21 protein-coding genes and 2 tRNA genes are annotated in these 23,652 nt (G+C 52.5%); 6 read left to right on the forward strand and 17 right to left on the reverse strand.

What is annotated here, in order from left to right:
* The 5 genes from ACLB09_RS21375 to ACLB09_RS21395 form a co-directional block, all read right to left on the reverse strand.
* Positions 1-2,427, reverse strand: a complete 2,427-nt coding sequence (locus ACLB09_RS21375; protein ID WP_410771879.1) for a hypothetical protein — start codon at positions 2,425-2,427, stop codon at positions 1-3.
* A 29-nt stretch (positions 2,428-2,456) separates the two neighbouring features.
* Positions 2,457-3,296 (reverse strand): carbohydrate ABC transporter permease, encoded by an 840-nt coding sequence (locus ACLB09_RS21380; RefSeq protein ID WP_410771880.1) that lies wholly within the window; start codon positions 3,294-3,296, stop codon positions 2,457-2,459.
* Positions 3,296-4,207: a carbohydrate ABC transporter permease gene (locus ACLB09_RS21385; protein ID WP_410772112.1), complete on the reverse strand. Its 912-nt coding sequence runs from the start codon at positions 4,205-4,207 to the stop codon at positions 3,296-3,298. Before ACLB09_RS21385 ends, ACLB09_RS21380 begins: the two co-directional genes overlap by 1 nt.
* An 87-nt stretch (positions 4,208-4,294) precedes the next feature.
* A complete protein-coding gene (locus ACLB09_RS21390; RefSeq protein ID WP_410771881.1) occupies positions 4,295-5,599 on the reverse strand; it encodes an ABC transporter substrate-binding protein in 1,305 nt (434 codons plus the stop codon).
* A 198-nt stretch (positions 5,600-5,797) separates the two neighbouring features.
* The gene (locus ACLB09_RS21395) at positions 5,798-6,835 is read right to left on the reverse strand and encodes a LacI family DNA-binding transcriptional regulator (protein ID WP_410771882.1); all 1,038 of its coding nucleotides are present in this window, start codon (positions 6,833-6,835) and stop codon (positions 5,798-5,800) included.
* 256 nt (positions 6,836-7,091) lie between these two features.
* Between ACLB09_RS21395 and ACLB09_RS21400 the strand changes: the two genes are divergently transcribed.
* From ACLB09_RS21400 to ACLB09_RS21410, 3 genes are all read left to right on the forward strand, one after another.
* The gene (locus tag ACLB09_RS21400) at positions 7,092-7,469 is read left to right on the forward strand and encodes a PilZ domain-containing protein (protein ID WP_410771883.1); all 378 of its coding nucleotides are present in this window, start codon (positions 7,092-7,094) and stop codon (positions 7,467-7,469) included.
* Positions 7,470-7,543: 74 nt separating this feature from the next.
* Positions 7,544-7,617: transfer RNA gene (locus ACLB09_RS21405), tRNA-Gly, on the forward strand.
* A gap of 75 nt (positions 7,618-7,692) precedes the next feature.
* Complete coding sequence (locus ACLB09_RS21410) at positions 7,693-8,121, forward strand: EamA family transporter (protein WP_410771884.1); 429 nt, start codon at positions 7,693-7,695, stop codon at positions 8,119-8,121.
* Between the two features lie 527 nt (positions 8,122-8,648).
* Here the strand turns inward: ACLB09_RS21410 and ACLB09_RS21415 are convergent.
* The 3 genes from ACLB09_RS21415 to ACLB09_RS21425 all read right to left on the reverse strand — a co-directional run bounded on the left by ACLB09_RS21415 (position 8,649) and on the right by ACLB09_RS21425 (position 10,338).
* A tRNA-Arg gene (locus tag ACLB09_RS21415) sits at positions 8,649-8,722 on the reverse strand.
* A gap of 924 nt (positions 8,723-9,646) precedes the next feature.
* Positions 9,647-10,003 (reverse strand): hypothetical protein, encoded by a 357-nt coding sequence (locus tag ACLB09_RS21420; protein ID WP_410771885.1) that lies wholly within the window; start codon positions 10,001-10,003, stop codon positions 9,647-9,649.
* Between the two features lie 8 nt (positions 10,004-10,011).
* The gene (locus tag ACLB09_RS21425) at positions 10,012-10,338 is read right to left on the reverse strand and encodes a hypothetical protein (RefSeq protein ID WP_410771886.1); all 327 of its coding nucleotides are present in this window, start codon (positions 10,336-10,338) and stop codon (positions 10,012-10,014) included.
* A gap of 153 nt (positions 10,339-10,491) precedes the next feature.
* Between ACLB09_RS21425 and asnB the strand changes: the two genes are divergently transcribed.
* Positions 10,492-12,336 carry an asparagine synthase (glutamine-hydrolyzing) gene (asnB, locus tag ACLB09_RS21430; RefSeq protein ID WP_410771887.1) on the forward strand — a complete coding sequence of 615 codons (1,845 nt, stop codon included), beginning with the start codon at positions 10,492-10,494 and terminating at the stop codon, positions 12,334-12,336.
* Positions 12,337-12,409: 73 nt separating this feature from the next.
* Here the strand turns inward: asnB and ACLB09_RS21435 are convergent, their stop codons facing one another.
* The 3 genes from ACLB09_RS21435 to ACLB09_RS21445 all read right to left on the reverse strand — a co-directional run bounded on the left by ACLB09_RS21435 (position 12,410) and on the right by ACLB09_RS21445 (position 15,038).
* A complete protein-coding gene (locus ACLB09_RS21435; RefSeq protein ID WP_410771888.1) occupies positions 12,410-13,048 on the reverse strand; it encodes an XTP/dITP diphosphatase in 639 nt (212 codons plus the stop codon).
* Positions 13,045-13,806: a ribonuclease PH gene (rph, locus tag ACLB09_RS21440; RefSeq protein ID WP_410771889.1), complete on the reverse strand. Its 762-nt coding sequence runs from the start codon at positions 13,804-13,806 to the stop codon at positions 13,045-13,047. The genes ACLB09_RS21435 and rph overlap by 4 nt, the downstream gene beginning before the upstream one ends.
* Before the next feature lie 152 nt (positions 13,807-13,958).
* Entirely contained in the window at positions 13,959-15,038 is a 1,080-nt protein-coding gene (locus ACLB09_RS21445) for a GerMN domain-containing protein (protein ID WP_410771890.1), read from the reverse strand.
* A gap of 195 nt (positions 15,039-15,233) precedes the next feature.
* Between ACLB09_RS21445 and ACLB09_RS21450 the strand changes: the two genes are divergently transcribed.
* Positions 15,234-15,800: a phosphatidylglycerophosphatase A family protein gene (locus tag ACLB09_RS21450; protein WP_410772113.1), complete on the forward strand. Its 567-nt coding sequence runs from the start codon at positions 15,234-15,236 to the stop codon at positions 15,798-15,800.
* Between the two features lie 89 nt (positions 15,801-15,889).
* On the opposite strand, the gene ACLB09_RS21455 is transcribed toward ACLB09_RS21450, so the two are convergent.
* The 6 genes from ACLB09_RS21455 to ACLB09_RS21480 all read right to left on the reverse strand — a co-directional run bounded on the left by ACLB09_RS21455 (position 15,890) and on the right by ACLB09_RS21480 (position 21,976).
* Positions 15,890-16,900, reverse strand: a complete 1,011-nt coding sequence (locus ACLB09_RS21455) for an MBL fold metallo-hydrolase (RefSeq protein WP_410771891.1) — start codon at positions 16,898-16,900, stop codon at positions 15,890-15,892.
* Positions 16,897-17,649: a class I SAM-dependent methyltransferase gene (locus ACLB09_RS21460; RefSeq protein WP_410771892.1), complete on the reverse strand. Its 753-nt coding sequence runs from the start codon at positions 17,647-17,649 to the stop codon at positions 16,897-16,899. The genes ACLB09_RS21455 and ACLB09_RS21460 overlap by 4 nt, the downstream gene beginning before the upstream one ends.
* Positions 17,650-17,787: 138 nt before the next feature.
* Positions 17,788-18,648 carry a MurR/RpiR family transcriptional regulator gene (locus ACLB09_RS21465; protein WP_410771893.1) on the reverse strand — a complete coding sequence of 287 codons (861 nt, stop codon included), beginning with the start codon at positions 18,646-18,648 and terminating at the stop codon, positions 17,788-17,790.
* 153 nt (positions 18,649-18,801) lie between these two features.
* The gene (locus ACLB09_RS21470; RefSeq protein WP_410771894.1) at positions 18,802-19,740 is read right to left on the reverse strand and encodes an ROK family protein; all 939 of its coding nucleotides are present in this window, start codon (positions 19,738-19,740) and stop codon (positions 18,802-18,804) included.
* 104 nt (positions 19,741-19,844) lie between these two features.
* Positions 19,845-20,543: an N-acetylmannosamine-6-phosphate 2-epimerase gene (locus ACLB09_RS21475; RefSeq protein WP_410771895.1), complete on the reverse strand. Its 699-nt coding sequence runs from the start codon at positions 20,541-20,543 to the stop codon at positions 19,845-19,847.
* A gap of 206 nt (positions 20,544-20,749) precedes the next feature.
* Entirely contained in the window at positions 20,750-21,976 is a 1,227-nt protein-coding gene (locus ACLB09_RS21480) for a peptidylprolyl isomerase (protein ID WP_410771896.1), read from the reverse strand.
* 213 nt (positions 21,977-22,189) lie between these two features.
* Between ACLB09_RS21480 and ACLB09_RS21485 the strand changes: the two genes are divergently transcribed.
* Complete coding sequence (locus ACLB09_RS21485; protein ID WP_410771897.1) at positions 22,190-23,545, forward strand: dipeptidase; 1,356 nt, start codon at positions 22,190-22,192, stop codon at positions 23,543-23,545.
* Positions 23,546-23,652: the final 107 nt, after the last annotated feature.

Raw genomic sequence — 23,652 nt, forward strand, 5'->3', positions numbered from 1 at the left:
CTAACTCACCACTGGCGTCAGACATCCCTCCGCAAAACGCGCCTGGCGAAGGCTTTCGCCCGGGCCCGCCCGCAACTCCAACTTGTCGTCCAGCATCACGATTCTCCTTGGGTAAGCCGCATAGCTGGTAATGATCCAGCCGTCACCGTCCCGTTCCCGGGCAAGAAAGCCGTTCACGCCATGCAGTTGTCCGCCGGAATCCCGGTACACATAAGCGGTAGTGCCAAATCCGAGGAGGTAGGCTACAAGTTCTTCGCCCATATCCCAATCATCGCCCGAAGCGTTTGCAAACAACGCCGCAAACAGCGGATCGCTGGCTTCCCGGAATACGGATTGGCCAAACCGGTTGCGGGACAGGGAAGGCATATTCAGGTTAGGCGCAGCCACGCTAAACGTTGAAGCGGCCTCTCCGGGCTGCAGACGGCGCGATGTTGACGTCACGTTCCAGTCATAGCAGTTGAAGACTGCCATTGTCGCACGATAGGCGGCCTCAATATACCGGTAGTCGCCGAAATGTTCGTACGCCCTTCTGGCCGAGGAGGCAACCATGCCGCCCCATAACGAATGAATCATATAAGAAAGTGCCTCCCACCAGCGGTCCGGATTTTGTGCCCGGTAGTCATTGCTGAACCCGACGTTCGCCAGAATCAACTCCCCATACTCCCGCGCTTCTTCCTCCTTGCCGAGGATCAGCAATGTTTCGCAGGTCGGACCGAAGCCGGCGTTGTCGTAAAAATGCTCCGTGATGGCTCCCCCGTACCGGCGGCTTCCCGTTTCCATCCGTTTTCCGAATTCTTCCCATAAGATAAGCAGCCGCCGATGTTCTTCCTGCAGAAAAGATGCCTTCAATTCTTTCAACAAATCGTGAATGTATAGAGTGAACACCCCGTTAAGGCCGGTTTCATCCTTTTCCCGCTGCCCTGAATGACAGTCCGGATTAAGCCGGACCGAGAGCACTTCGGCTGCCCATTGCAAATAGGTCTCGGGTGAATTCAGCTTCAGCAGCGAAGCCGGCATACGGGAAAGCAAATAAAACACATGGGCGATGTAGTCGAGATCAAAAATGCGGTAAAACGTTCCGTATAACTTTCGCGGCTTGGTGAAATTGCCCTGCTCGAACCAATGGCGCTTCATGTCCAGTACCGCGGACGCCTCCGCCTTTTCCACCTGATCCTGCACCGGTTTGCCGAGACTGTTCTTCATCAGCAGGAACGTCAGCTTGCCCAACGATTCCCCTTGATTAGACAAGGGCAGGAAAGCATGCGGCCGCCCGGCCTTTCCCTCCGGATCATAATTGTGGTTGCACAGCCATTCGGCGCGCTTCTCCAGAATCCGCTCAACCGGTTCCAGCACGTTCCAGACCAGCACATCCTTTCGTCCGCTTTCCAAATGCAGCTCCAGCTTATGTTCTCCGGGGTGATCCCTTTTTAGGGAAAGGCGATAGCCGCCTTGCTTCTCTCGGTCTTGGATGAGATGCTGCGTTACATTTTCCTCGTTGATCCTCTCCGTTTCCGTCGAGGCGGTATAGATCAGCACTTCACGAACTTGCTCTCCTTCGGAAACTACAAGCTCCGCTTCGAACAGGCCGCCTTGGGTCAGCACCGGGGTATACGTCCAGCGGGGATGACCGAATTCTCCGGCTTGCCTGTAGAAATCCTCCCGATCCGCAAATGGGGTAAATACATATTCCCATTCCGCGCTATGCCCTGCCGCTAACTCCAATTGGCCGTAACCGTCTTTGTAAATCCAGTCAACCGCCGCGGATTCCGGCATCGAACTCCCGTCTTCGACCAGCGAAAGCCGGTGAAACAATAACCCGTCCAGGGAAGGGGACACCTGTTCCAAAAACCGGTTTTCATACCGGCAGAGAGTACCTAGTGCCGCCGTTCTTCCTTTCGTCCCGTAAATTCCAAGATGCGGGGCTCCGTTGCTGCGGCGCATCGCGGCAAATTTGGCAAAGTCCCCGCCCAGATGTCCAAAAACAGCACAGGATTGCTCCATATTGCGCATCACATCTTCATCCCGGAACATGATGTAGGCAAGGGAAAACCAGACGTGAAAGCCGCTGATAACCCGTTTTCTATCGATTAGGTTTGCACAGGTCATCTTCCAATGAAGATTGTCGCCTTCCAAGACATATTCTAATTCGATCTTCAGTCCGTACGCCTCATAACTGATTTTGGCCTGTTCCCTGTTCTCGGCCTTGATTTGCGGCGGAGCAAGGTCCGCACTGCTTATGTTCACTCCGTCTACGACCGCTGTCCACTCCCCGAACAGCTTATCGGCATCTCCGTATCCGGCTTTACTCAAATAGGCGGGATCCACCACCCAATTCATGCCCGCCCTATCCTCTTTCAGCACCAGGGACTTCATCGCCCCCCGTTCGTTCAAGACCAGCTCAAACTTGGAATTGCTCAGTATGTTCACTTTCTCCACCCCTCAGTCTTGTCGCTTGATCATTTTTTGACTCCGCTGAGCGAAATGCCCCCTAAAATCAGATTTTGCGTGAAATAGAACAGCGTGGCCGGGAACAGAACCGACAGGCAAGATACGGCCATCAGTTTTTCGTACTCGATGTTAAACGCGTTCTTGAACAAGTTAATGCCTAGCGGCAACGTATACATGCTCTGATCGTTGATAAAAATGAGCGGCGTCAAAAACTCGTTCCAGCACCAGACGAAATGGAAGACGCCAATCATCACGACGGTAGGCTTGCAGAGCGGCAAAATGATGTTCCAGTAAATGCGCCAGCGGTTACAACCGTCGATTTCCGCCGCTTCGTCCAAGTCCTTCGGAATGCCCATAATGAACTGCCGGGCTAGGAAGATGAAGAAGGCGGACCCGAATGCCCCGGGCAAAATCATCGGCCACAGCGTATTGATCAGACCGAGCTTGTTATATTCGATATATAACGGAATCGCCGTTACGTCCCAAGGAATGACCATCGTCCCGATCACGAGCAGGAACAAAGCGTTCCGTCCCCAAAATGGGATCCGGGCAAAGCCGAAGGCGACCATCGTGGAAGACAGCATCGCGAGCGGGGTCGACACGACGACCACGATCAGCGTGTTCAGCAAAAACCGACCGAACGGTTGCGCATTCCAGGCGTCCCCGAAATTATTGAAATGCCAGGACTCGGGAAACAATTGCGGCTTGGGCGTAAAAATATCCTCGGGCGCTTTCACCGCGGTCGACAGCATCCAGGCGATCGGGAACAGAAATGCTGCGGCAAGCAGAATAATCAGAATAAGGAATACGATGGACTGAGTCCGCTTTTTTGTCTCGATCGTATGCATCAGCGTCCACCTCCGTCAGCTTCGTAATGTACCCAATACTTGGACGATTTCAAAATGAGGCCGGTCAAAATGACGATTAATATAAACATCACCCAGGCCATCGCCGAAGCGTAGCCCATCTTGAAGTGGGTAAAGGCATTGCGGTAAACGTGCAGGGAATAAAAATAAGTCGAGTTCGCCGGTCCGCCGCCCGTAAGCACGAATGCCAGAACGATCGTCTGGAATGCCGAGATCAGACTCGTCAAAATGTTGAACAGAATTGTCGGAGTAATCAAGGGCAACGTGATGTTGAAAAACTTGCGCACCGGTCCCGCTCCGTCAATATCGGCGGCTTCATAGTATTCCGACGATACCGACCGTAGTGCCGACAGATAAAGCACCATTGGTGAGCCTACGCCCCATAGGGCGATGAAGATGAGCGCGTACAGCGCAACGTTCGGGTCGGTCAGCCAATGTACCCTCGGAAGCCCCACAAGCTCAAGCATGTAATTCACGGGTCCGAAATCATCGTTCAGCATCCAGCTGAAAATAAGAGCGAGGGTCACGCCCTGGATCAGGGAAGGCAGATAAAAAACCGCCCGGAAAAACTTTATCCCATAAGTTGCGCGGTTCAGCAATAAGGCGATCAGGATCGCAAAAATCACCTGCAGCGGAACCATGATAAACACATATTTAAACGTCACGCCCAGCGCCTTGAAATAAAACGGATCATTGGTAAACATCCGGATATAGTTGTCCAGGCCGAGATATTTCGGGCTTCCGACCATGTTCCATTCGGTAAAACTGATGACCAGCGAGAACATTAAGGGTCCGAACATCAGCAGGAGAAAACCGATCAACCAAGGGGAAATGAACATTAACCCGGCGAGATTTTCCCGTCTTCTTTTCCGTTTGGCGGAGCGGCGCATCATTAATGTATCCGAGCTTGCTAGTGCCACTTCATCATCACCTCGTTTGGGAGGAGAAAAGGGAAGCGGTTAGGCTTCCCTTCCCTTCCGTTACTTTATTACGTCTTGTGCTTGTTTGGCGGCTTCGCCCAAGGTTTTTTCGATATCGGCATTGCTGTAAAAGATAGCTTGTACCCCGGCGCGGATCATGTCTTCCGCTTCGCTCCATTTTTCATTGCGCATGCTGGCGATCAGTTTGTCGGAGCCCTCCAATTCTTTAGCGAAAGCTTCCAAATAAGGATCCGTGGCATATCCGTTCTCTTCGTCTACAGAGATGACCGGCGAGAATGCGAATTTATTGGCCGTAATGATTTTGATGCCTTCTTCACCGGACATAAACTTGATCAATTCCCAAGCGGCTTCCTTGTTTTTGCCGGATTTCGGCATCGAATACCCGGAAGTATGAATAATTCCTTTAAGGCTTCCGCCTTCAGGAAGCGGATGGGTTACCGTTCCGATATCCAGTTTGCCTTCTTTCAAAATGTCTCCCAACGGCCACATGCCGTTGTCAAACATGGCGATCTGTCCGGTTTGGAATGACTCCAGCCCGTTGTTGGTACTGAATTTGCCCGCCGAATTGATTTTCGAGGACGCGTCATAAAGTTGTTTCAGGAATGTAAACGTCTTCACATTTTCCGGACTGTTTAGCACGCCGTCAATCTGTTTTCCGTCTTCGCTCACCATGTCTCCACCATTGCTCCACACATACGGCTGCATGGTCATCACGTCGTCCGGTGTCATGATGAAGCCGTATTGTCCGGGTTTCGTCAGCTTTTGGACCGTATCGACGAATTCATCCCAGCTCCAGCCATCCTTCGGATAAGGTACGCCGGCGTCGTCAAACAGCTTCTTGTTGTAATAAATGGCGCGTGTCGAATACGTGGTGGGCAGGCCCCAAAGCTTGCCGTCGTATTTCATGTAATCCATCAGAATCGGATAATATTTGGCTAAATCGTAGTTGTCTTTATCCGCCCAGGTCTGCATGTCTTCAAGCGCTCCTCCAGGTACATACAGCGGGTAGTTCCAAGCCATAAACACATCGGGGGCGGTTTCGGACGCAAGGGATGTCAGCAGCTTCTGGTCGTAGTTGTCCGGTACGGATTCCACCTTGACTTTAATATTAGGGTGCTTTTCCATAAAGGCATTGATCGCATTCTGGTAAGGCTGCAGCGTTTGTCCCGAATCCCATGTCATAAACCGCAGCGTGACTTCCCCCTCTTTTCCGCCGTTTTCGGCCGAAGCTTCCGGAGAATTGGCACCGCTTTCAGATTTCCCGCCGCAGGCGGACAACAAACCGAGGCAAAGCGCCGCTACCAGCGTGAGAACTACCCATTTCCTGTTCTTGCTCAATTTCACACTAACCCCTCCTTAATGTATGAATGCTCTATATGTGAATTTACAGGGAGTCTGCTCTTCGCTCTTAAGATCCCTGTAAAATATCACCGGGTGAATGAGTGGACTCAAAGGATGTCGATAATATAAAGTCACAAATCGTTCAATAATTTAAACGTTTAGATTTTGTTGGAGACTGAGGAACATATTTGAAATGTTCACTCAATATCGCGGCGATCCTACCGAATCGCGCTCAATCAGACGGCATACCGGCATTTCTGCGGGTTTGTGCGGTTTGCCTTGCATTAAGCCATGCAGGGCTTCCATGGCTTTGTAGCCCATTTCATGCAATGGAATATCCATGGTAGTAATTCGCGGGCTTAAATAATCGCTGAATTCACGGTTATCGAATCCGATCAGAGACAAATCTTCCGGGATTTGCACCCCTGACTCCTTGGCGGCCTGGAGCACCCCTACGGCCATCACGTCATTCATCGCCAAGATTGCGCTCGGCGGCTCAGGCAATTGAAGTAACTCTTTGGTCAAACGGTAGCCGGACTCCCGCTCCCAATCGCCCATTTTGATGTAAGAAGGATCAAAAGGAAGCTCGTAATCGGTAACGGCTTTGTAATACCCGTTCAGACGGAGCCTGGAAGGTATCGAATCCATCAAGCCGCTGATAATCGCAATTTTGCGGTGTCCTTTTTGCGTCAGATATGACATGGCCTCATAGGAAGCCTGCTCATCATTGTACTGAATCGCCATGTCCGCCTGCGTATATCCGTAGGTATAAACGATCGGCTTGCCTTCAGTATCAATCAACCCCGTCAGATCGCGGGTATGCACACCGATATAAATGATACCGTCCACCTGCTTGCTCAGCAGCTCGGATACAGCGCTTTCCGCATACCTCCGGTACTTGTCCGGGTTTGTGAAGTCGCGTCCGATCCGCTTGTCCAGCCGAAGGTTTGTCAGCAAAATATGAAGATCGTGCCGATCCCCGTAATCATTAATACCGTCAATAATCTCCGGGGTGTTGAAGACGGTAACGTCCTCGGCGATGACGCCGATCGTGTCGGTGCGTCTTCGCTTCAAGCTTTTGGCGATGTCGTTCGGCTTGTAATTGAGCTCTTCGATAACAGCCAACACGCGTTCGCGGGTTTTGGGACTGACGTTTCGCGTTCCATTGAGCACATAGGAGACGGTAGCCGTTGATACATTTGCCCGTGCGGCTATATCTTTGATGCCGATGTTGGACATAACCTACTACCTCCCTGAATTTCACCAGCTTTTTGGGAAATGAAATACTGAAAATATAATTTAAATCAATCCAGATCACAAAATCTAAACGTTTAGATTTATATTTTCTTTATATCATACCCCTTTTTCATCTGCAAGCGTTTTCTTTGGGATTTACGAGATTTCTTTTGAAAAATGAGGCAATAGGTTCATGTCTTTATTCCCATTTTCCCTGTATAATCTGAATAACTTTATTTTCGGAGGTTCCCGACTACTTATGAATTCCCGCAGAAATGAACCGTTTCGTTATACTATGAATCCGCCGATGGATTGCTGGATCGAGATAAAATCCATCGATCTCAAGCCGGTCAGCAGCAAACTGGCCGAGGCGGAATTAATCGATATCAGCAAATCAGGCTGCCGGATTAAAACGGAGCTTAACCTTCATGCAGAAAATCACTCCATCGGCGCTGCCGTCCATTTTCAATTAAGTGAGGAGAACTATACCTTTCCCGGTGAAATTCGCTGGCAAAAACCTTATGGAACTGAATTCTATCATTACGGCTTATCCCTGCAACTGACCAGCGAGGAAAAGGAAAAAATCAATGTAGAGCTCCGCTCTTTAGCGGCGACCCGGCGAATCGTAGTGATGTAAAGCAACGACACTCCCCAATTGGGTAAAGGCTTGATCTTTTATCGCCGTGTGATATAATATTTAAGTCGCTAAATGCGGGTGTAGTTCAATGGTAGAACGCCAGCTTCCCAAGCTTGAGGCGAGGGTTCGATTCCCTTCACCCGCTCCATACATAAATTCAACCCTTTGGACTTCACCAAGGGGTTTTCTGTTTTTTCAGAGTTGAAAGGAGCTGATGAACCGGATGCCATTATGGCTTATCTATGCCCTTCTGTCCGCCGTATCCGCAGCCTTGGTCGCGATTTTCGGGAAAATCGGACTTCAGCATATCGACGCTAACGCGGCGACGGCGATCCGATCCGTCATCATGGCGTTATTCCTGATCGGCGTGGTTGCCGTTCAAGGCAAGTTCACGCAGCTGGCGGAGATCGTCTCCCAGAAAAAAGCGCTGTCCTTTATTGTTCTGAGCGGCATTGCCGGCGCCCTATCCTGGTTGTTTTATTTCCTAGCCCTGAAATACGGCAAAGTATCACAGGTCGGCCCGATCGACAAACTTAGCGTCGTGATTGCCGTAATCCTGGCCTTTCTTTTCCTCGGCGAAAAAATTTCCTGGACGGCTGCGGCCGGCGTCGTTCTGATCGCTGCCGGCGCGCTGCTCGTGGCTTTAAAGTAGCCTGGTTGGCGACACACCCTGCCTATGAACGCAAAGAGCCGGTTCGCTTTTGAACCGGCTCTTGACTACGTCCCAGGAGGGATACTCGCGCTCCGGCGCGAGACTCCGTTCGGCCAACATTCCGCTGCGCGCCGAATGGTCTCACTACGACGAACCCCTCTTAGGGGTTCTCATCCCCAGGGACGCAAAGAGCCGGTTCGCTTTGAACCGGCTCTTGACTACGTCCCAGGAGGGGTACTCGCGCTCCGGCGCGAGACTCCGTTCGGCCAATATTCCGCTGCGCGCCGAATGGTCTCACTACGACGAACCCCTCTTAGGGGTTCTCATCCCCAGGGACGCAAAGAGCCGGTTCGCTTTGAACCGGCTCTTGACTACGTCCCAGGAGGGGTACTCGCGCTCCGGCGCGAGACTCCGTTCGACCAATATTCCGCTGCGCGCCGAATGGTCTCACTACGACGAACCTCTCTTAGGGGTTCTCATCCCCTGGGACGCAAAGAGCCGGTTCGCTTTGAACCGGCTCTTGACTACGTCCCAGGAGGGATTCGAACCCCCGACCGACGGCTTAGAAGGCCGTTGCTCTATCCAGCTGAGCTACTGGGACACATACTATGTAAAATGGGATGCGTTAATCATTATAACGCATCCTAAGCTTTTTTCAAAGAGGATTTATTTGACGATTATTAACATCTGCTGGATAGAAAGCAGCAGACGGAGCCCGAGGCTAAATAATCTTGGATTGATCCGCTGTGTGGCCTACAATCCTACGATCAAATTTTTTAACGGACACAGGAGACGTTAACCAGGCGATTTTGAGGCTTTGGAATCGCTAACGGACACAGGGGACGTTATTTTACGAAAATAGCCTATTCTGGGGCGAATTCTAAGTACTTAAGGTCTCTGGTGTCCGTTAAAATAAAAAACAACTCATTTTTAGCGAATTAACGGCTCTGGTGTCCGTTAGCCGGTGACGGTAAAGAATTAGGCGAGTGAAATCCTTCCCCGGTCGATAAAGCTACTGTTTGTTACATACCAATCAAATTCTAATCGCTCATTAGCCACAGTTAGCCACATGTCCATCAAATTCTAATCGCTCATTAGCCACAGTTAGTACATGTCCATCATATTCTAGTCGCACATTAGCTACCGTTAACCATATGCCCATCATATTCTAGTCGTACATTAGTTACTGTTACCACGTCCCTGGTCAAATACTGGCCGCACGCTGTCATACGCTACTCCACAAATCTAACTAGTCACTATTCATGTTCGACACTTGCTAATTACACGCCACTAAGCTAAGCTACCAGTCCTCCAGTCCCCACCAGTCAGCTGTTCATTCAAAGCTGATTTCACGTTCGCCAGACAAACGACGCAAGCATACTGGAAAGTCGTGCCAGTTAAAGTTCATCCGCTAGGAACTCATTATTCAGTTCAGGAATTCTTCAGTCAGGGACTCTTCGATTAAGAGCACTCAGTTAATAGCACATCTTTCTCAGCACATCAAACAAGCGCGCCGGTCATGCAATTAGCGGGGCAGCTCCTTTTTTAACCGGGAGGCGATGTCTTCGCGGGCAAGCAGATGCTGCTTGAAATGCTGGCGTTGCTTCTCCGGAGCGGGCCAGCCCGAGTCGCAGAAATCCTCCTCGGCGACCACGGCGGTAGCTTGGTGCATGCTGTTATCGAACCAATCCGTTTCCAGGTCGGCGTCGCTGCGAATCATGCGAATGATCTCGTAGCCATCTCCCCCGCCCCCGGGGGTACGGGCGATATAAACGAACAGATCCGGATCTCCGACGGCTCCCGGACGGACCTGGATCTCCGCGCATGCGGTACCTTCGTACTCCGTGATTCTTCGGAATGTGGCATCCTTGATATAGTACATCTGTTTGGTCACTCCTTCTCCCCGGCCGGCCCCATGCCCAACGAGCGATGCAACTGCTCGCGGGTTTCCTCGGTGCCCAGGGAATATATATGACGGTACAGTTCATCCAAATTGCTCTGATAACCGGCATTGACATCTTCTTCGGGCGAATCCGGCCATGGATAAGTGAACGCAAAAAAACTGCTCACTTCTTTTTCATCAATTTGCTCCAACATATGACTTATCATGTCAGCTTCTTCCGGCGTTGCCCGAATCACCCATTCATACCCAGCAGCGCCTTGCTCCTCCAACAAAGAACGTCCTTGCAAGGATACATAGTACGTCTTCTTTTCCAACGCCATCCCTCCCTAGCTGGGGGAACCCCCCCCTTATTGGTCATAGTTTTCCTTAGAGGACAGACATTTTATCCTCTCTCCGGGCATAATTTGTTAATACTTTTCACCCGAACGACGAGGGAAATGGAAGCAACATAGAGAGGAGAAACCGGCATGTGCGGAATTACCGGATTTATCGAATGGAATCGGGATTTGACGACGGAACTGGAGCTGGTGCTGTCGATGACATCCTGTTTGGAAAAAAGAGGCCCGGATGCCCAGGGAACCTGGATTTCCGGGCCCTGCGCGTTCGGTCACCGGCGGCTGAGCGTCATGGATCCTGAAAACGGAGCCCAGCCGATGGTTATTCAAGAGGATGAAGCCACGTATACGATTGTATATAACGGTGAGATTTATAACGCGCCGGAATTAAAGAATGAACTCCGCAAAAGGGGGCGCCCGTTCAAGACGAATTGCGACACGGAGGTGCTGCTGCAAGCTTATATCGAATGGGGACCGGACTGCGTGTACCGGCTGAATGGTATTTTCGCCTTTGCGGTATGGGACAGCGAAAGACAGCACGTGTTCTTTGCCAGGGACCGGCTTGGCGTCAAGCCGCTGTTCTACAGCGAGATCGAGGGGACGCTGATCTTTGCTTCCGAGCCGAAATCGATCCTGCAGCACCCCAAAGCGGAAGCAGTCGTCGGACCTGACGGGCTTGCCGAGATTTTCGTGATCGGACCAGCCCGGACGCCGGGTCACGGGGTTTATCGGAACATGAAGGAGCTGCGTCCGGGACATGTAATGATTTACAACACTTCAGGCCTTCGCTCCTATGCTTATTGGAAGCTTGAAGCCGAGCCTCATGCCGACACGGTAGACCAGACGGCCGCCAACATCCGCACCCTGCTTCAGGATACGCTGGAACGGCAGCTGATTTCCGACGTTCCGGTGTGCACGCTGTTGTCCGGCGGCCTGGATTCCAGCGCCCTGACCGCCCTCGCCGTAGACTATTACCGGCGGACCGGGCAAGGCCAAATGCATACGTATTCGGTGGATTACGTCGATAACGATAAGTTTTTCCAGGCCCATAGCTACCAGCCGGGAGCGGACGCTCCATGGATCAAACGCATGGTAGAGGAGCTGGGCACGGAGCATCACTGGATTTCGTTCGATACGCCCGAGCTGATCGGATCTCTGCCAGACTCTACCGTGGCTCGCGATCTGCCGGGGATGGCCGATGTGGACGGATCGCTGCTGCTGTTCTGCCGGGAAATCAAAAAGGGAGCTACCGTCGCCATTTCCGGGGAAGCCGCGGATGAAGTATTCGGGGGTTACCCTTGGTTTCATCGCGAAGAGTTGCTCGGAGCCGGTACTTTTCCATGGTCCGTAGCGACAGGGCTCAGGGCTGGACTATTGTCTCCGGAAATCCGCGACTGGATCGCCCCGGAGCAGTATGTGGCGGACAGGTACGCCGAAGCGGTGGGCGAGGTGCCGCATCTGGAGGGAGAAACGGCGGAACAGGCCCGGATGAGAACGATGTCGTATTTGAACATCACCCGCTTCATGCCGACCTTGCTTGACCGGAAAGACCGGATGAGCATGGGCGCCGGACTCGAAGTCCGCGTCCCTTACTGCGATCATCGTCTCGTGCAGTATGTCTGGAATGTTCCCTGGGAGATCAAAACGACCGGAGACCGGGAAAAAGGGATCCTGCGTAAAGCACTCGAAGGGGTTCTGCCGGATGACGTCCTATATCGCAAAAAGAGCCCCTATCCCAAAACGCATAACCCCGCTTATTTGGAAGCCGTTAAAGGGCAAATGCTTGAAATTCTCGACAATCCTTCCTCGCCGATTTTGCCGCTCATCGATGCCGCGCGAATCCGCGAGATTGCCGCTTCCCCGGAATCCTCGTCCAATCTTCCCTGGTTTGGTCAGCTGATGTCCGGACCGCAGTTGTTCGCCTACCTGGCCCAAGTCAATCATTGGCTAACGACCTACCGCGTGGCGATCCGGTAACCTGCCACCCATCCAAAGATCATCAAAAAAACCTTGGTTCTTCCCCCAAAGGAAGAACCAAGGTTTTCGATGTTTAGGCCCGGGACGCCTCATTCAATTTGTCGGCCAGTTCCCGTAGCGCGGCGCCGCGATGGCTGACGGCCTGCTTTTGCTCCAGGGTCAGCTCGGCAAGCGTCTTCTCGTACTGCGGCAAGTAGAACAGCGGGTCATAGCCGAAGCCTCCGCCTCCCGCAGGCTCGGAGGTAACCCAACCCTCGACGGTGCCGGACGCTTCGGTGAATTGCCCCGTGGCCGGATCATACAGGGCCAGATGACATACGAACCGCGCCGTGCTCAGCAGCGGCTGTTCCGTATCCTCGCCCTGCTGCTGCTTCTCCAGTTCGGACAACAACTTCAGATTGTTCTCCTCATCCGTCGCATGTTCCCCGGCATAGCGGGCGGAATAGACGCCCGGATCTCCGTCCAGCCGATCGACGCAGAGGCCCGAATCGTCCGCCAGAACCGGCTGTCCCAGCAGATCGCCGGCAGTTTTGGCTTTTTTGCGGGCATTTTCCGCAAAAGTCTTCCCGTCCTCTACGATATCCGGCACTTCCGGATAATCGTACATACTTTTAACCGGCTTGCCGAGGAACTCAAGGGCATGAGCAAATTCCCGCACTTTGCCCTGGTTCCGGGTAGCAACGATAATTACGGATTGTTCCTCGCGTATCATACGTTCGCTCCCGTTTCGCCGCCCCGGATTTTGAGCGCAATGGGTCCCAGTGCTTCGCGCTGCTGCTGAATCATTTCCTGAATTCCTTTTTCGGCAAGGGCAAGCATTCCGTCCAGTTCTTGCCGCGAGAACGGCTTCTCTTCCCCGGTTCCCTGAACTTCTACGAATTGGCCTTGTCCCGTCATTACGACATTCATGTCGACCTTGGCTTTGGAATCCTCATCATAGTTCAAATCGAGCAGCATTTGCTGACCCACGACGCCTACGCTGACAGATGCCAGATAATCCGTAATCGGAAAAACAGGCAGCGAATGCTTCAAGGCAAGCTTGTTCACGGCAAAAGCCAACGCAATGAACGCGCCGGTGATCGACGTCGTCCGCGTCCCGCCGTCCGCTTGCAGCACATCGCAGTCGATGGTAATGGACCGTTCCCCAAGCGCTTGCAGATCTACTACGGACCGCAGTGCACGGCCGATGAGGCGCTGGATTTCCATCGTTCTTCCGCTGAGTTTGCCGCGCGCGGCTTCACGCTGATTACGGGTTTGCGTCGCCCGGGGGAGCATGGAATACTCGGCGGTGACCCAGCCTTTTCCTTGGCCCTTCATGAACATAGGGACCTTCTCCTCCACCGTAGCCGTACACATGACTTTGGTGTCTCCGACTTCGATATACACCGAGCCTTCCGCATATTTATTAATATCCACGGTCAATTTCATCGGCCGCCGCTCGTCCGCCTCACGCCCGTTAATTCTCATCATAACTGCCTCCTACGTTTCATGCTGTCTTTTTGCTTTCCCTATTCTACCAAAGTGTAGGCATAAAAGCACCTTTCCATTCCTGCTTCTGTCAAAGGATATCGAACTCAAAAAAGAAGACCCGCCTCAGCAGGTCCGGAAAAGAAGTCTACGCGTTAAAGCGGAATTTCGTTGATGCTCTCCGGACGAAGCACCGGCTCTCCGTACTTCTGGTTATCCATGCCGATCACGTCTTTTTGTCCGTTAAGCCAAATCCGTACCTTATTGTCCCTGGCGTTCTCCGTCACCGTAAGCACCAGGGATTGCAGCATTTGCGCCGGCGGCTTTTCCCCGGCTTCAAACATATCGTCCTCAATCGATACCGTGATTACGCCATCCTCCGACAGCTCTACCGCTTTAAGCACCGTATTGTCCGTCATCACCCGCTCCAGGCCGTCTCCCCGGGACGGTCCCTTGATCAGTTCACCCAGCGCGCCAGTCACCGGATTTTTATCCGCTGACACAAACCGGGTTACCGGTACGAAATACTGAACACCTTCCGGCGTGGACGCCGTAAAGAAGACCGTCACCGGACGGGTCTGGGACAGACTTACGCCGTCACCCAACTCCAGATTAATGCCGAGCGACCGGTTCAGCGGCCGATCCAGCGGCGTTCCGTTGACCGGCATTTCATTCAGCTTCGCTCCGTCCATCCACAGCTGGACATGCTCGATATCTTGATCGCCGAGTAGCGTCCAGGTAACGGCCTCCAGAATTTTCCGCTCGTCTGCCGCTTCATAATTTCCGAACGACTTGTTGAATTCCACGATGGCCAGTTTCTCGTCTTTTTTCAGCGTGACCGCTTGAACTTCCGTGCCTTCGGGAAGCACCCCGCTAAATCCTACCGGAACGACTCCCTGGTAGGGACCGCTCTCCACCAGCACGCCCAGCATCCGGTTCAGCTTGTCCGTAGCCTCACCTTTGGGGAGATGCAAAGAAACGGGTACAAGCCAGCCCTGCTCATTCTTCAAATATACGGTCGACAATGCTTCCTCCGTATCCAGGTTTGCCTTGCTTGTCTGGCTTGTCTGATCTGCGGACTCAAGAGACTGCAGCATCTGCGCCTCCACATCGCTTGGGGGCGGGTCGACCGATGCCGAAGGGTTTATCCCGAGCAAGCTGCAGCCTGACAGCAAAAGCGGAATCGTTAGCACTCCCGCGGCAGCCGTATTGCGTAAACGGCGGTTCCATTTCATAATCCGGTATCCTCCTAACCTGTTCTTGGATATGTCCAAAAGATGACTTTTTGAACAACCTCTATTACTATGTATACGAGCCCCTTTTTCGAAAAATAACTATATTTTTCAAGAAGGTGGACAAACTGCATCATAGCTATGTTTCTCAAATAAATGCGAGTTTACCTCGGACATCGGGAGGAGTAGTGGATGGAGATGGAAGAACGGAAAGCAAAAGCGCCTTACAGCCTGAACAGCAAAAAAGTGGCCGACGCCACCAAGGCGTGGCTCCAGAAACGGGGCGTAAAAATCGAAGAAATCGCGGAACTGGTCATGCTGCTTCAGAAAAAATATTATCCGAATCTGACGATGGAGGAATGCATCCATAATGTGGAGCAGGTGTTGAGCAAACGAGAGGTGCAAAACGCCGTTCTGACCGGCATTCAATTGGATATTCTTGCCGAACAGGAGCTGCTGATCCCGGAGCTTCAGGACATGATCGCCAATGATGAGGGATTGTACGGGGTAGACGAAATTCTCGCGTTTTCCATCGTGAACGTCTACGGCAGCATCGGATTCACCAACTACGGCTATGTGGACAAGTTAAAACCCGGCATTTTGGAGCGATTGAACGATAAAACGCTCGGTCCGTGCAACACGTTCCTGGACGATATCGTAGGCGCCGTAGCCGCCTCGGCCAGCAGCCGGATCGCCCACCGCAAACAAACGGAGCGCGAACAAGAGCAAGGCGAGGAGACGCTCGGCAAAGACATTGTCCGGTAATAAGACAATAAACCGATCAAGCAACCTTCCTACCGCAATTACACGGGAGTCGGGTTGCTTGATTTAGTTAACGCCCCCACGGGCGTTTTTTATTTTGTTGAAGACTCGTGGCGGCCTTGAATTCCGAACACGCTGCTCCCGTCCGGTCGATTGACTTCGGCTATCCGCCCCCGGCGGGTGAGCTCGGTCAAATGGGCCAGCGTCTCCGACATGGCGAACCGCATCTGGTGGATGCCGAGCTCTAAACCGAAGAGAGCTGCGCACGCCTCAAAGCAAGTTACATTCCGCTCAGCCATCATCGCCTCAATACGGTCCAGCCGCTCCTCGTGATGTGCAAGCAACGTCCGGGTGCGCTCCGCAAAATGCGGGAACGGGTTTCTGTGCCCGGGGAACGCTTTGTCCACTTCGTAGGCGCCCAGCTTGCCGAGCGAGTCCAGGAACGACTTTAGCGGCTGCGGATCGCTGCCCGGCAGCAGGCTGACATTTGGAGAAATCTGCGGCAATACCGCATCCCCGCAAAGCATCAGGCGGTTGTCCGGCTCGTAAAACGACAGATGCCCGGGCGCGTGACCCGCACTCTCGATCGCCGTCCAGCTCCGTCCGCACATAATGACCCTATCTCCTTCTTCAAGATAAGTAACTGCCGGGGCCGGCGTCACCTGCGGAAGAAAGCTTTCCATATGCGCGGGAAGCTGTTCATACCAGGAACGAGGCATTCCGTGTTTACGGTAGAGCTGCAGCAGCGCTTCGTTCATGTCGCTGCCCTCGCCCCACATCCGCAGGCTCTCCTCATGCGCCCGCCGCGACATGAATACCGGGGCGCCGGACAGCGACTGTAAATAACCGGCCAACCCGTAATGATCGGGATGGTGGTGGGTCAGCACGATGCCGGAGATATCCGAAGGCGTCATGCCCAGTTCACGCCAAGCTGTACGCCATTCCTCTTCCGTCACTTGCGACCGGGGGCCGGGATCGACGATCGTAACGCCTTCGTCGCCTCGAAGAAGGTAGCTGTTGACCCAACGCAGCGGCGGGGCCATCGAAATGCGAACCCGGGTTAGTCCCTCGGGCTCCCACGTCTGGATATCTGCGCCGCTCATAGTGCTCTCCCCACGATGATCATCCGGGGTGAAGCCGAAGGGTCATATTCTTCCTCGTTATAGTTCCCGTGAATTTTTTCCAAAACCAAATCTGCCTGAGACAACATCGCAGCAAAGTCATCACTTTTATACAGCTTGATCCGCTCCAGGTAATTTCTCGGATTCTCCGGTAAATCGTCATTGCTCCCCTCAGTCTTAGTGATGGAGATTTTCTTTTTGACATAGCCGTCTTCGATAGAACGCTGTTCGGTAATCAACTGGCCGTCATCGACCCGTTGGGAAGCCGGAACCAGATGAGCGGCGGTATAGTCCGCGTTAAGAAAATCAATAATGAACCGTCCCTGCGGCTTAAGCATCCGGTGAATTTCTTTCAGCACTTTAACGTGTTCCTCATCCCGCTCAAAATAGCCGAAGGAGCTAAACAGGTTAACGACCGCATCGAATCCGCCTTCCAGCGGCAAATTCCGCATATCTCCCTTCAGCCAGGTTACACGGCCCTCCGGATCATTGTTTCGCGCTTCCCTAAGAAGGACCTCGGAGAGATCGATCCCGGTCACTTCATATCCCGCTTCGTCGAGCGCCATGGAATGCCGCCCCATCCCGCAGCATAAGTCCAGTACTTTGGCTCCCTGCGGCAGATCCAGCCAGGCTATCATCTTATGTACTTCCCGCTTCGCTCCCTGTATGTCGCGATGTTTGTAGACAAGCAAATAATCTTCACCAAAGCTCTCTTCATACCATTCCGCCATCCTAGTCTCCCTCCCGACTTCCGGCCTCACGCTATCTATCTGTTTATAGCCTTAATTGTACCTCTTGAATCCACCCGAAACAAACGAAAAAGTCAAAAAAACCGCGGCAAAGGCCCCGGTCTCATGCTATAAATTTTCTTAATACAGCTTGTCCGAGATGGCCTTGGCGGTCACTTCCCTGTATTTCAACGCCTCTTCTTTAATCTTGAGCGTGACGCCGACATTCAAAATATCGACGATGACCAGTTGGGAAATCTTGGCCGACAACGAACTTCCCTGGAGCGGATTCTCCCTCGCCACCATCAGCAGCACGATATCCGCCAGCTTGGTGATCGGAGATCTCGCATTGCTCGTAATCACAATGATTTTGGCCCCGGCCTTTTTGGCCAGACTCAAGGTTTCGATCGTATCTTTCGTGCTTCCTGAAATCGAGATCCCCACTGCTACGTCACCGGGACGCATTAGCGATGCGGCCATCGCCTGAAAATGCGTGTCCGTCTTGGCCTGGCTGCGCTTGCCGATCCTGGAAAAACTGTGCGCGGCCTGAAGCGCCGTCAATCCCGAAGATCCCACGCCAAAAAAATGAATGTCGTCCGCCTGATGCAGCAAAGCGATCGCCTGCTCCAGCTGTTCCGAATGGACCAGTTCCGACGTTTGCTCCAAGGCCCGGATATGCATGGAAATCACCTTACGGTTCAAGGTAGACGCATCGTCTTCCTCTGTAACTTCATTATATAAACGGTCGGAAGGCTTGACCAAGTCCTGGGCCAGCGAAAGCTTGAAGTCCTGAAACCCTTGAAATTTCAATTTCCGGCATAGCCGCAGTACCGTAGTTTCCCCCACATCCGCCCTTTCCGCCAATTCCGTGACCGAGTGGTAAATCACATCCTGGGCATGCTCCAGAATGAAATGGGCCACCTTTTGTTCCGTTTTAGTCAATCCGTTCAAATGGCTGCGGATCGAAAGCAGCGTCTTTCCCATTGCCTGTTCGCTTGACAAATAAATTCCCCTTTCAGGCATAATAACCTAATTTTGCAGTCATAGCCCGATGTACCACCACATGTGATGTCTTAAATCTAAGTCTACATGATCCCCGGAAAATGGCAACGCATTTGTTCAAGAACCAGGCGGCTTCCCATGTTCGTGATTCAGTTAGATAAAATATCCCGCAACCGCTCCGACGACGCCTCCATCGTTACCCAGTTCGGCGGAAACGATCGGGATGGCTTCGGCGGCCTCCCCATAAACAGGGAGCAAGTATCCTGCAACCGCCTGTCTAATCCGGCTAAAGAGAAAATCTCCTTGTTCCGTCACCGCGCCTCCGACAACGATCCCCTGCGGGTTAAACAGATGGATCAAATTAGCCAGACCAACGGCAACGTACCGCGCGTAAACGTCCACGAGGTCAAGCGCCGGTCCGTATCCTTCCCTGGCGCTGCTAAATACGTCCTTCGGTGTGGCGAGCAGAACGGCGGCCTCTCTTTCACGGACCATCCGCATCAATGAAGTTACGGATGCATACTGTTCCCAGCACCCGATTCGGCCGCAGTTGCAGGGTACCCCGCCGGCTTCGATGACATGATGACCGAATTCGCCTGCGAATCCGTCCCTGCCGCGATAAGGACGACGGCCGAGAATCAGGCAGCCGCCGACGCCCGTCCCCAGCGTGACGCAAACAAAATCGCGCCAGTGCCGGCCGGCGCCTATCCAGGCTTCGCCGAAAGCCATCGCGTTCGCATCGTTGTCGACGGCCACGGGCAGCCCGATCCGGGAATGTAGCCGCTGCGATAGTTTCATGCCGGCCCAACCCGGCAAATTGGCTGTCGCTCCCATGACGATGCCTTGCTCGTTGTTGATCTGCCCCGCGGAGCCGACGCCGACGCCGCAGATTTCACAGTCCAGGTCCCGGGCATAAGCCTGTAAAGCCGAGATGATCTCTGACAGGCGGTCCATCAGTGCCTCGGGTCCCTTTCGGGCCTCCGTAGGCAAGCTAAGGCGATGGATAATGGTTCCATTGCCGTTGACCAGGCCTGCCTTGATATTCGTTCCCCCAAGATCGATACCGATCGCTACTTCGTCTCTCACAACCATTAGTGGACACCTCCCGTTTCCGGAGCAAAGGCTGTTTGCCCGGGGCAGCTTCTATTCTTTGACCGCATCGCCGTAATGACGCGAATAATTAATGCAAAAAAGCCTCAGTCATGCATGTAATGTGCCATCGCTTCGGTATATTTTCTGGTGATCGTATCGGGCCTTGTGATCGCCCCGCCAATCACTACGGAATAGGCTCCTTCCAGCAAACAGCGGACCGCTTGTTCGGGGCTATGGATCCGCCCCTCTCCCAGTACTGGAATCGAGACGCTGCGGCTAAGTTTGGCGATCAATTGAAAATCGGGTTCCTTCGACTGCGGACTGTACGGCGTATACCCGGACAAAGTGGTTGAAATGAGATCGAAACCAAGCTTCTCGGCCGCGACGCCTTCCTCCACCGTGGATACGTCGGCCATGAGCAGCACTTCAGGATAGGCTAGTTTGGCCTTTTCGACCACAGTCTTGAGGGGCATTCCGTCCGGCCGGTCCCGCAGGGTAGCATCCATAGCTACAATGTCGGCCCCGGCGGCGATAACGCCCTCCACTTCCTCCAAAGTAGGCGTTATATAAACTTCATATCCGGCGTATTCCCTTTTCCACAAGCCGATCACCGGCAACTTCGTCACACGCTTGATCGCCCGGATATCGGCCGGCGTATTTGCCCGTATGCCGACCGCCTGGCCCATTTCGGCGGATATCGCAAACCGGGCCATATATTCGCTTCCGTAAAACGGCTCCCCTTCGAGCGCTTGGCAGGAAACGATCAGTCCGCCCTGAAAGGATTCAATCATGGGATGTGTCATGAATAAGACCTCCGATAGTTCTGGTGTAAATCTCTTAAAAGTTAATATCAAAAAGAGGATATTATCTCCTTTTCTAAATAATAAAGTGGATTTTTTCTTTATTATAGAGTGGGATATTTCCTTTGTAAACCCTTTTCGGCATTCGTCTTAAATATAGAAAAAAGGAGGAAGCCCTATGGCTCCCTCCTTAAGATCAGACGATCGTTTTATTCCGTCGCAGCATTACTTCCGGCAGCCGAATCCTCAGTGCTATCCGTCAGAGTGTTTGTGATCGTTGCCTTGCTGCGGATATCCTGAATCCACGTTCCCGACAACTGCGAGACCTGCTGGCTAACGAGTCCTTCACGGATCTCTTCCTTCTTCTCCTCCAGCGTCGCCGAATGGGCTTCTTTACGATCCGTCAGCTTAATGACCTGATAGCCGCCTTCCGTTTTCACGGCACCGCTGATTTCATCTTTAGCCAGCTTGAAGGCCGCATTCTCAACCGCTTCTTCCATCTGCCCGCGGGCAAAGAAGTCGGTATCCCCGCCGTTGGCCTTCGTGGCTTCATCCAGCGATTTGCTCTTCGCCAGCTCGGCAAAATCCTTGCCTTCTTTCAGTTCTTTAATAATCTCATTCGCTTCCGCTTCCGTTTTCACCAGAATAATTGAGGCACGAACTTGCTCCGGCGTATCGAAAGATGATTTATAATCTTCAAAAGTTTGCTTGATCTGCTCATCGGTGACTTCCACTTGCGGCTCAAGCAGTTGGGTCAAGAGCTTGTTCATTTGAATATTTTCGCGCAATAGATCCATCGTCATCCCGGCTTGAGCCAAGGCCTGATTCAGATTTTCTTCCGAACCGTAATCTTTCAGATAGCTTTCCAATTCCTTGTCGATATCGGCTTCGGTAACCGCAATGTTTTGCTTCTTCGCCTCTTGGTTAATGAGCTCTTTGGTGATCAGTTTTTCCAGGGCGGTTTGATCGGCGCCGGCAGTCGACATTTCGTCATACAACTGATCCTTGGTAATTTCCGCACCGTTAACGGTGGCAACCGCTTCCGCCTTCTTTGCGGCAAACGGCGGCTTGATCAAAACGACGACCAGCAGGATGGCAAGCACGGCCGATACGATCGGCCATGCCAGATTCCCTTTGCCGCCGGAAGCAGGAACTGCCTCCTGGATTTCGGCCCCCCGGGTTTCTTCATCTTCCTCTGACAGTAAGGCCAAGACTTCTCCCTCCCGAACTTGAGGAATCAGACTCTCGTTCTCTTCAACGCTGTCATCGGCTTTGCCTTCTTCGGGATCGACAGCTTCCGTATGTTCAACAGGGGCCTGTCCTTCTTCAACGGGATTCTCGGTGCCTGCGCTTTCAGCACCCGTGTTCTCGGACACTTCCGGCTGATCTTCCGGCCCCTTTATGGGTTCCAAATCCTTATTCTCTTTGTCTGTCATTTTTTAATTGACTCCCTTCATCAAATAACAACCATCTCTACTCTTATGACTTTAACAGAATTATACTTCTATTACCTTAAGGAATTATAAAAAAAGAGCTAATAATCTTAAGCTAATTTTAATGTACCCATCTCCCCTCCGATTCTGTCATTCGTGTTATACGGTGAAAAGGTGTAAAATAAGGAAGAGAAAATGTCCAGGAGGAACACAACCATGGATTATCAATCCTACTTTCAAGACAAAAAAGATGCACATTTAAAAGAGCTCTGCGAACTGCTCACGATTCCGAGCATTTCCGCCTTATCCGAGCATAAAGCCGACGTATTGAAGGCAGCGGAATGGGTCGCCGACTCCCTGCGCCGCGCCGGTATGGAGAACGTAGAGGTACATCCGACAGCGGGGCATCCCGTCGTGACCGCGGAGCATCTGCATGCTCCAGGCAAGCCGACCGTCCTCGTCTACGGCCACTACGACGTTCAGCCGGTGGATCCCCTGAATCTGTGGGACACGCCTCCTTTCGAGCCGTCCATTCGGGATAACAAGTTATATGCACGCGGCGCAACCGATGATAAAGGCCAAATGTTCCTGCATGTTAAAGCCGTCGAGGCGATTTTGGCACAGGAAAAAGAACTGCCCGTAAATATCAAATTTTGCATTGAAGGGGAGGAAGAGGTGACTAGCCCGAATCTTCCGTCCTTCCTGGAGTCCCATCAGGACAAACTGGCGGCTGACGTCATCCTGATCTCGGACACGGCCCTGCTGGAACCGGGTAAACCGGCAATCTGCATCGGGCTTCGCGGTTTGTGCGCGCTTGAAGTGAGCGTAAATACGGCCAATACCGATTTACACTCGGGCACCTTCGGCGGTGGAGTACCAAACGCTTTGCATGCGCTCATCTCTCTGCTTGCCACCCTTCATGATGATCAAGGACGCGTTGCCGTCGACGGTTTCTACAAGGGAGTTCACGAACTGACGCCGGAAATCCGGGAAGAATTCGCGAAACAGCAGTTTAATGAAGAGCAGCTCAAGCAAACGCTGGGTTTAGAAGATCTGTATGGGGAGGAAGGCTACTCCTTCGTAGAAAGAACAGGAGCACGCCCAACCCTCGAATTAAACGGAGTTTACGGCGGCTTCCAAGGCGAGGGCACAAAGACAGTCCTTCCGAAAGAAGCTCACGCCAAAATTACCTGCCGCCTGGTCGGAGACCAGGATCCCCAGGATATCATCGACAAAATCGAGAAGCATCTTCGCGAAAACTTGCAAAAAGGCGCAACCATTCAAGTGAAAGCAACGGAGAAAGCCCGGGCATTTACGATCGAACCGGCAGATCCAATGCTGCAAAAAGCGGCCGACGCCTACGAAAAGGTGTATGGCACACGGGCGCTGTTTACGAAAGACGGAGGCTCCATTCCCATCGTGGAAACCTTGTCCCGCGTATTGTCGGCTCCGGCCGTCATGATGGGATTCGGCCTGCCGGACGAGAACTTGCACGCGCCGAATGAACACTTCAATCTGGAAAACTTCGATAAAGGATTACTGACCATCGTGGAGTATCTGAAGTCGCTGTAAAAAGAAAATCCTCTCAAAAGCCGTCCAAACCTGGGCGGTTTTTTTGTGGGGATTTTTGCTTGAAAATCCACTTGCAATACCGAAATAGTTCGAATATAATTTAACAA

The organism is Fontibacillus forbon (assembly GCF_046559655.1).
GTDB lineage: Bacteria > Bacillota > Bacilli > Paenibacillales > Paenibacillaceae > Fontibacillus.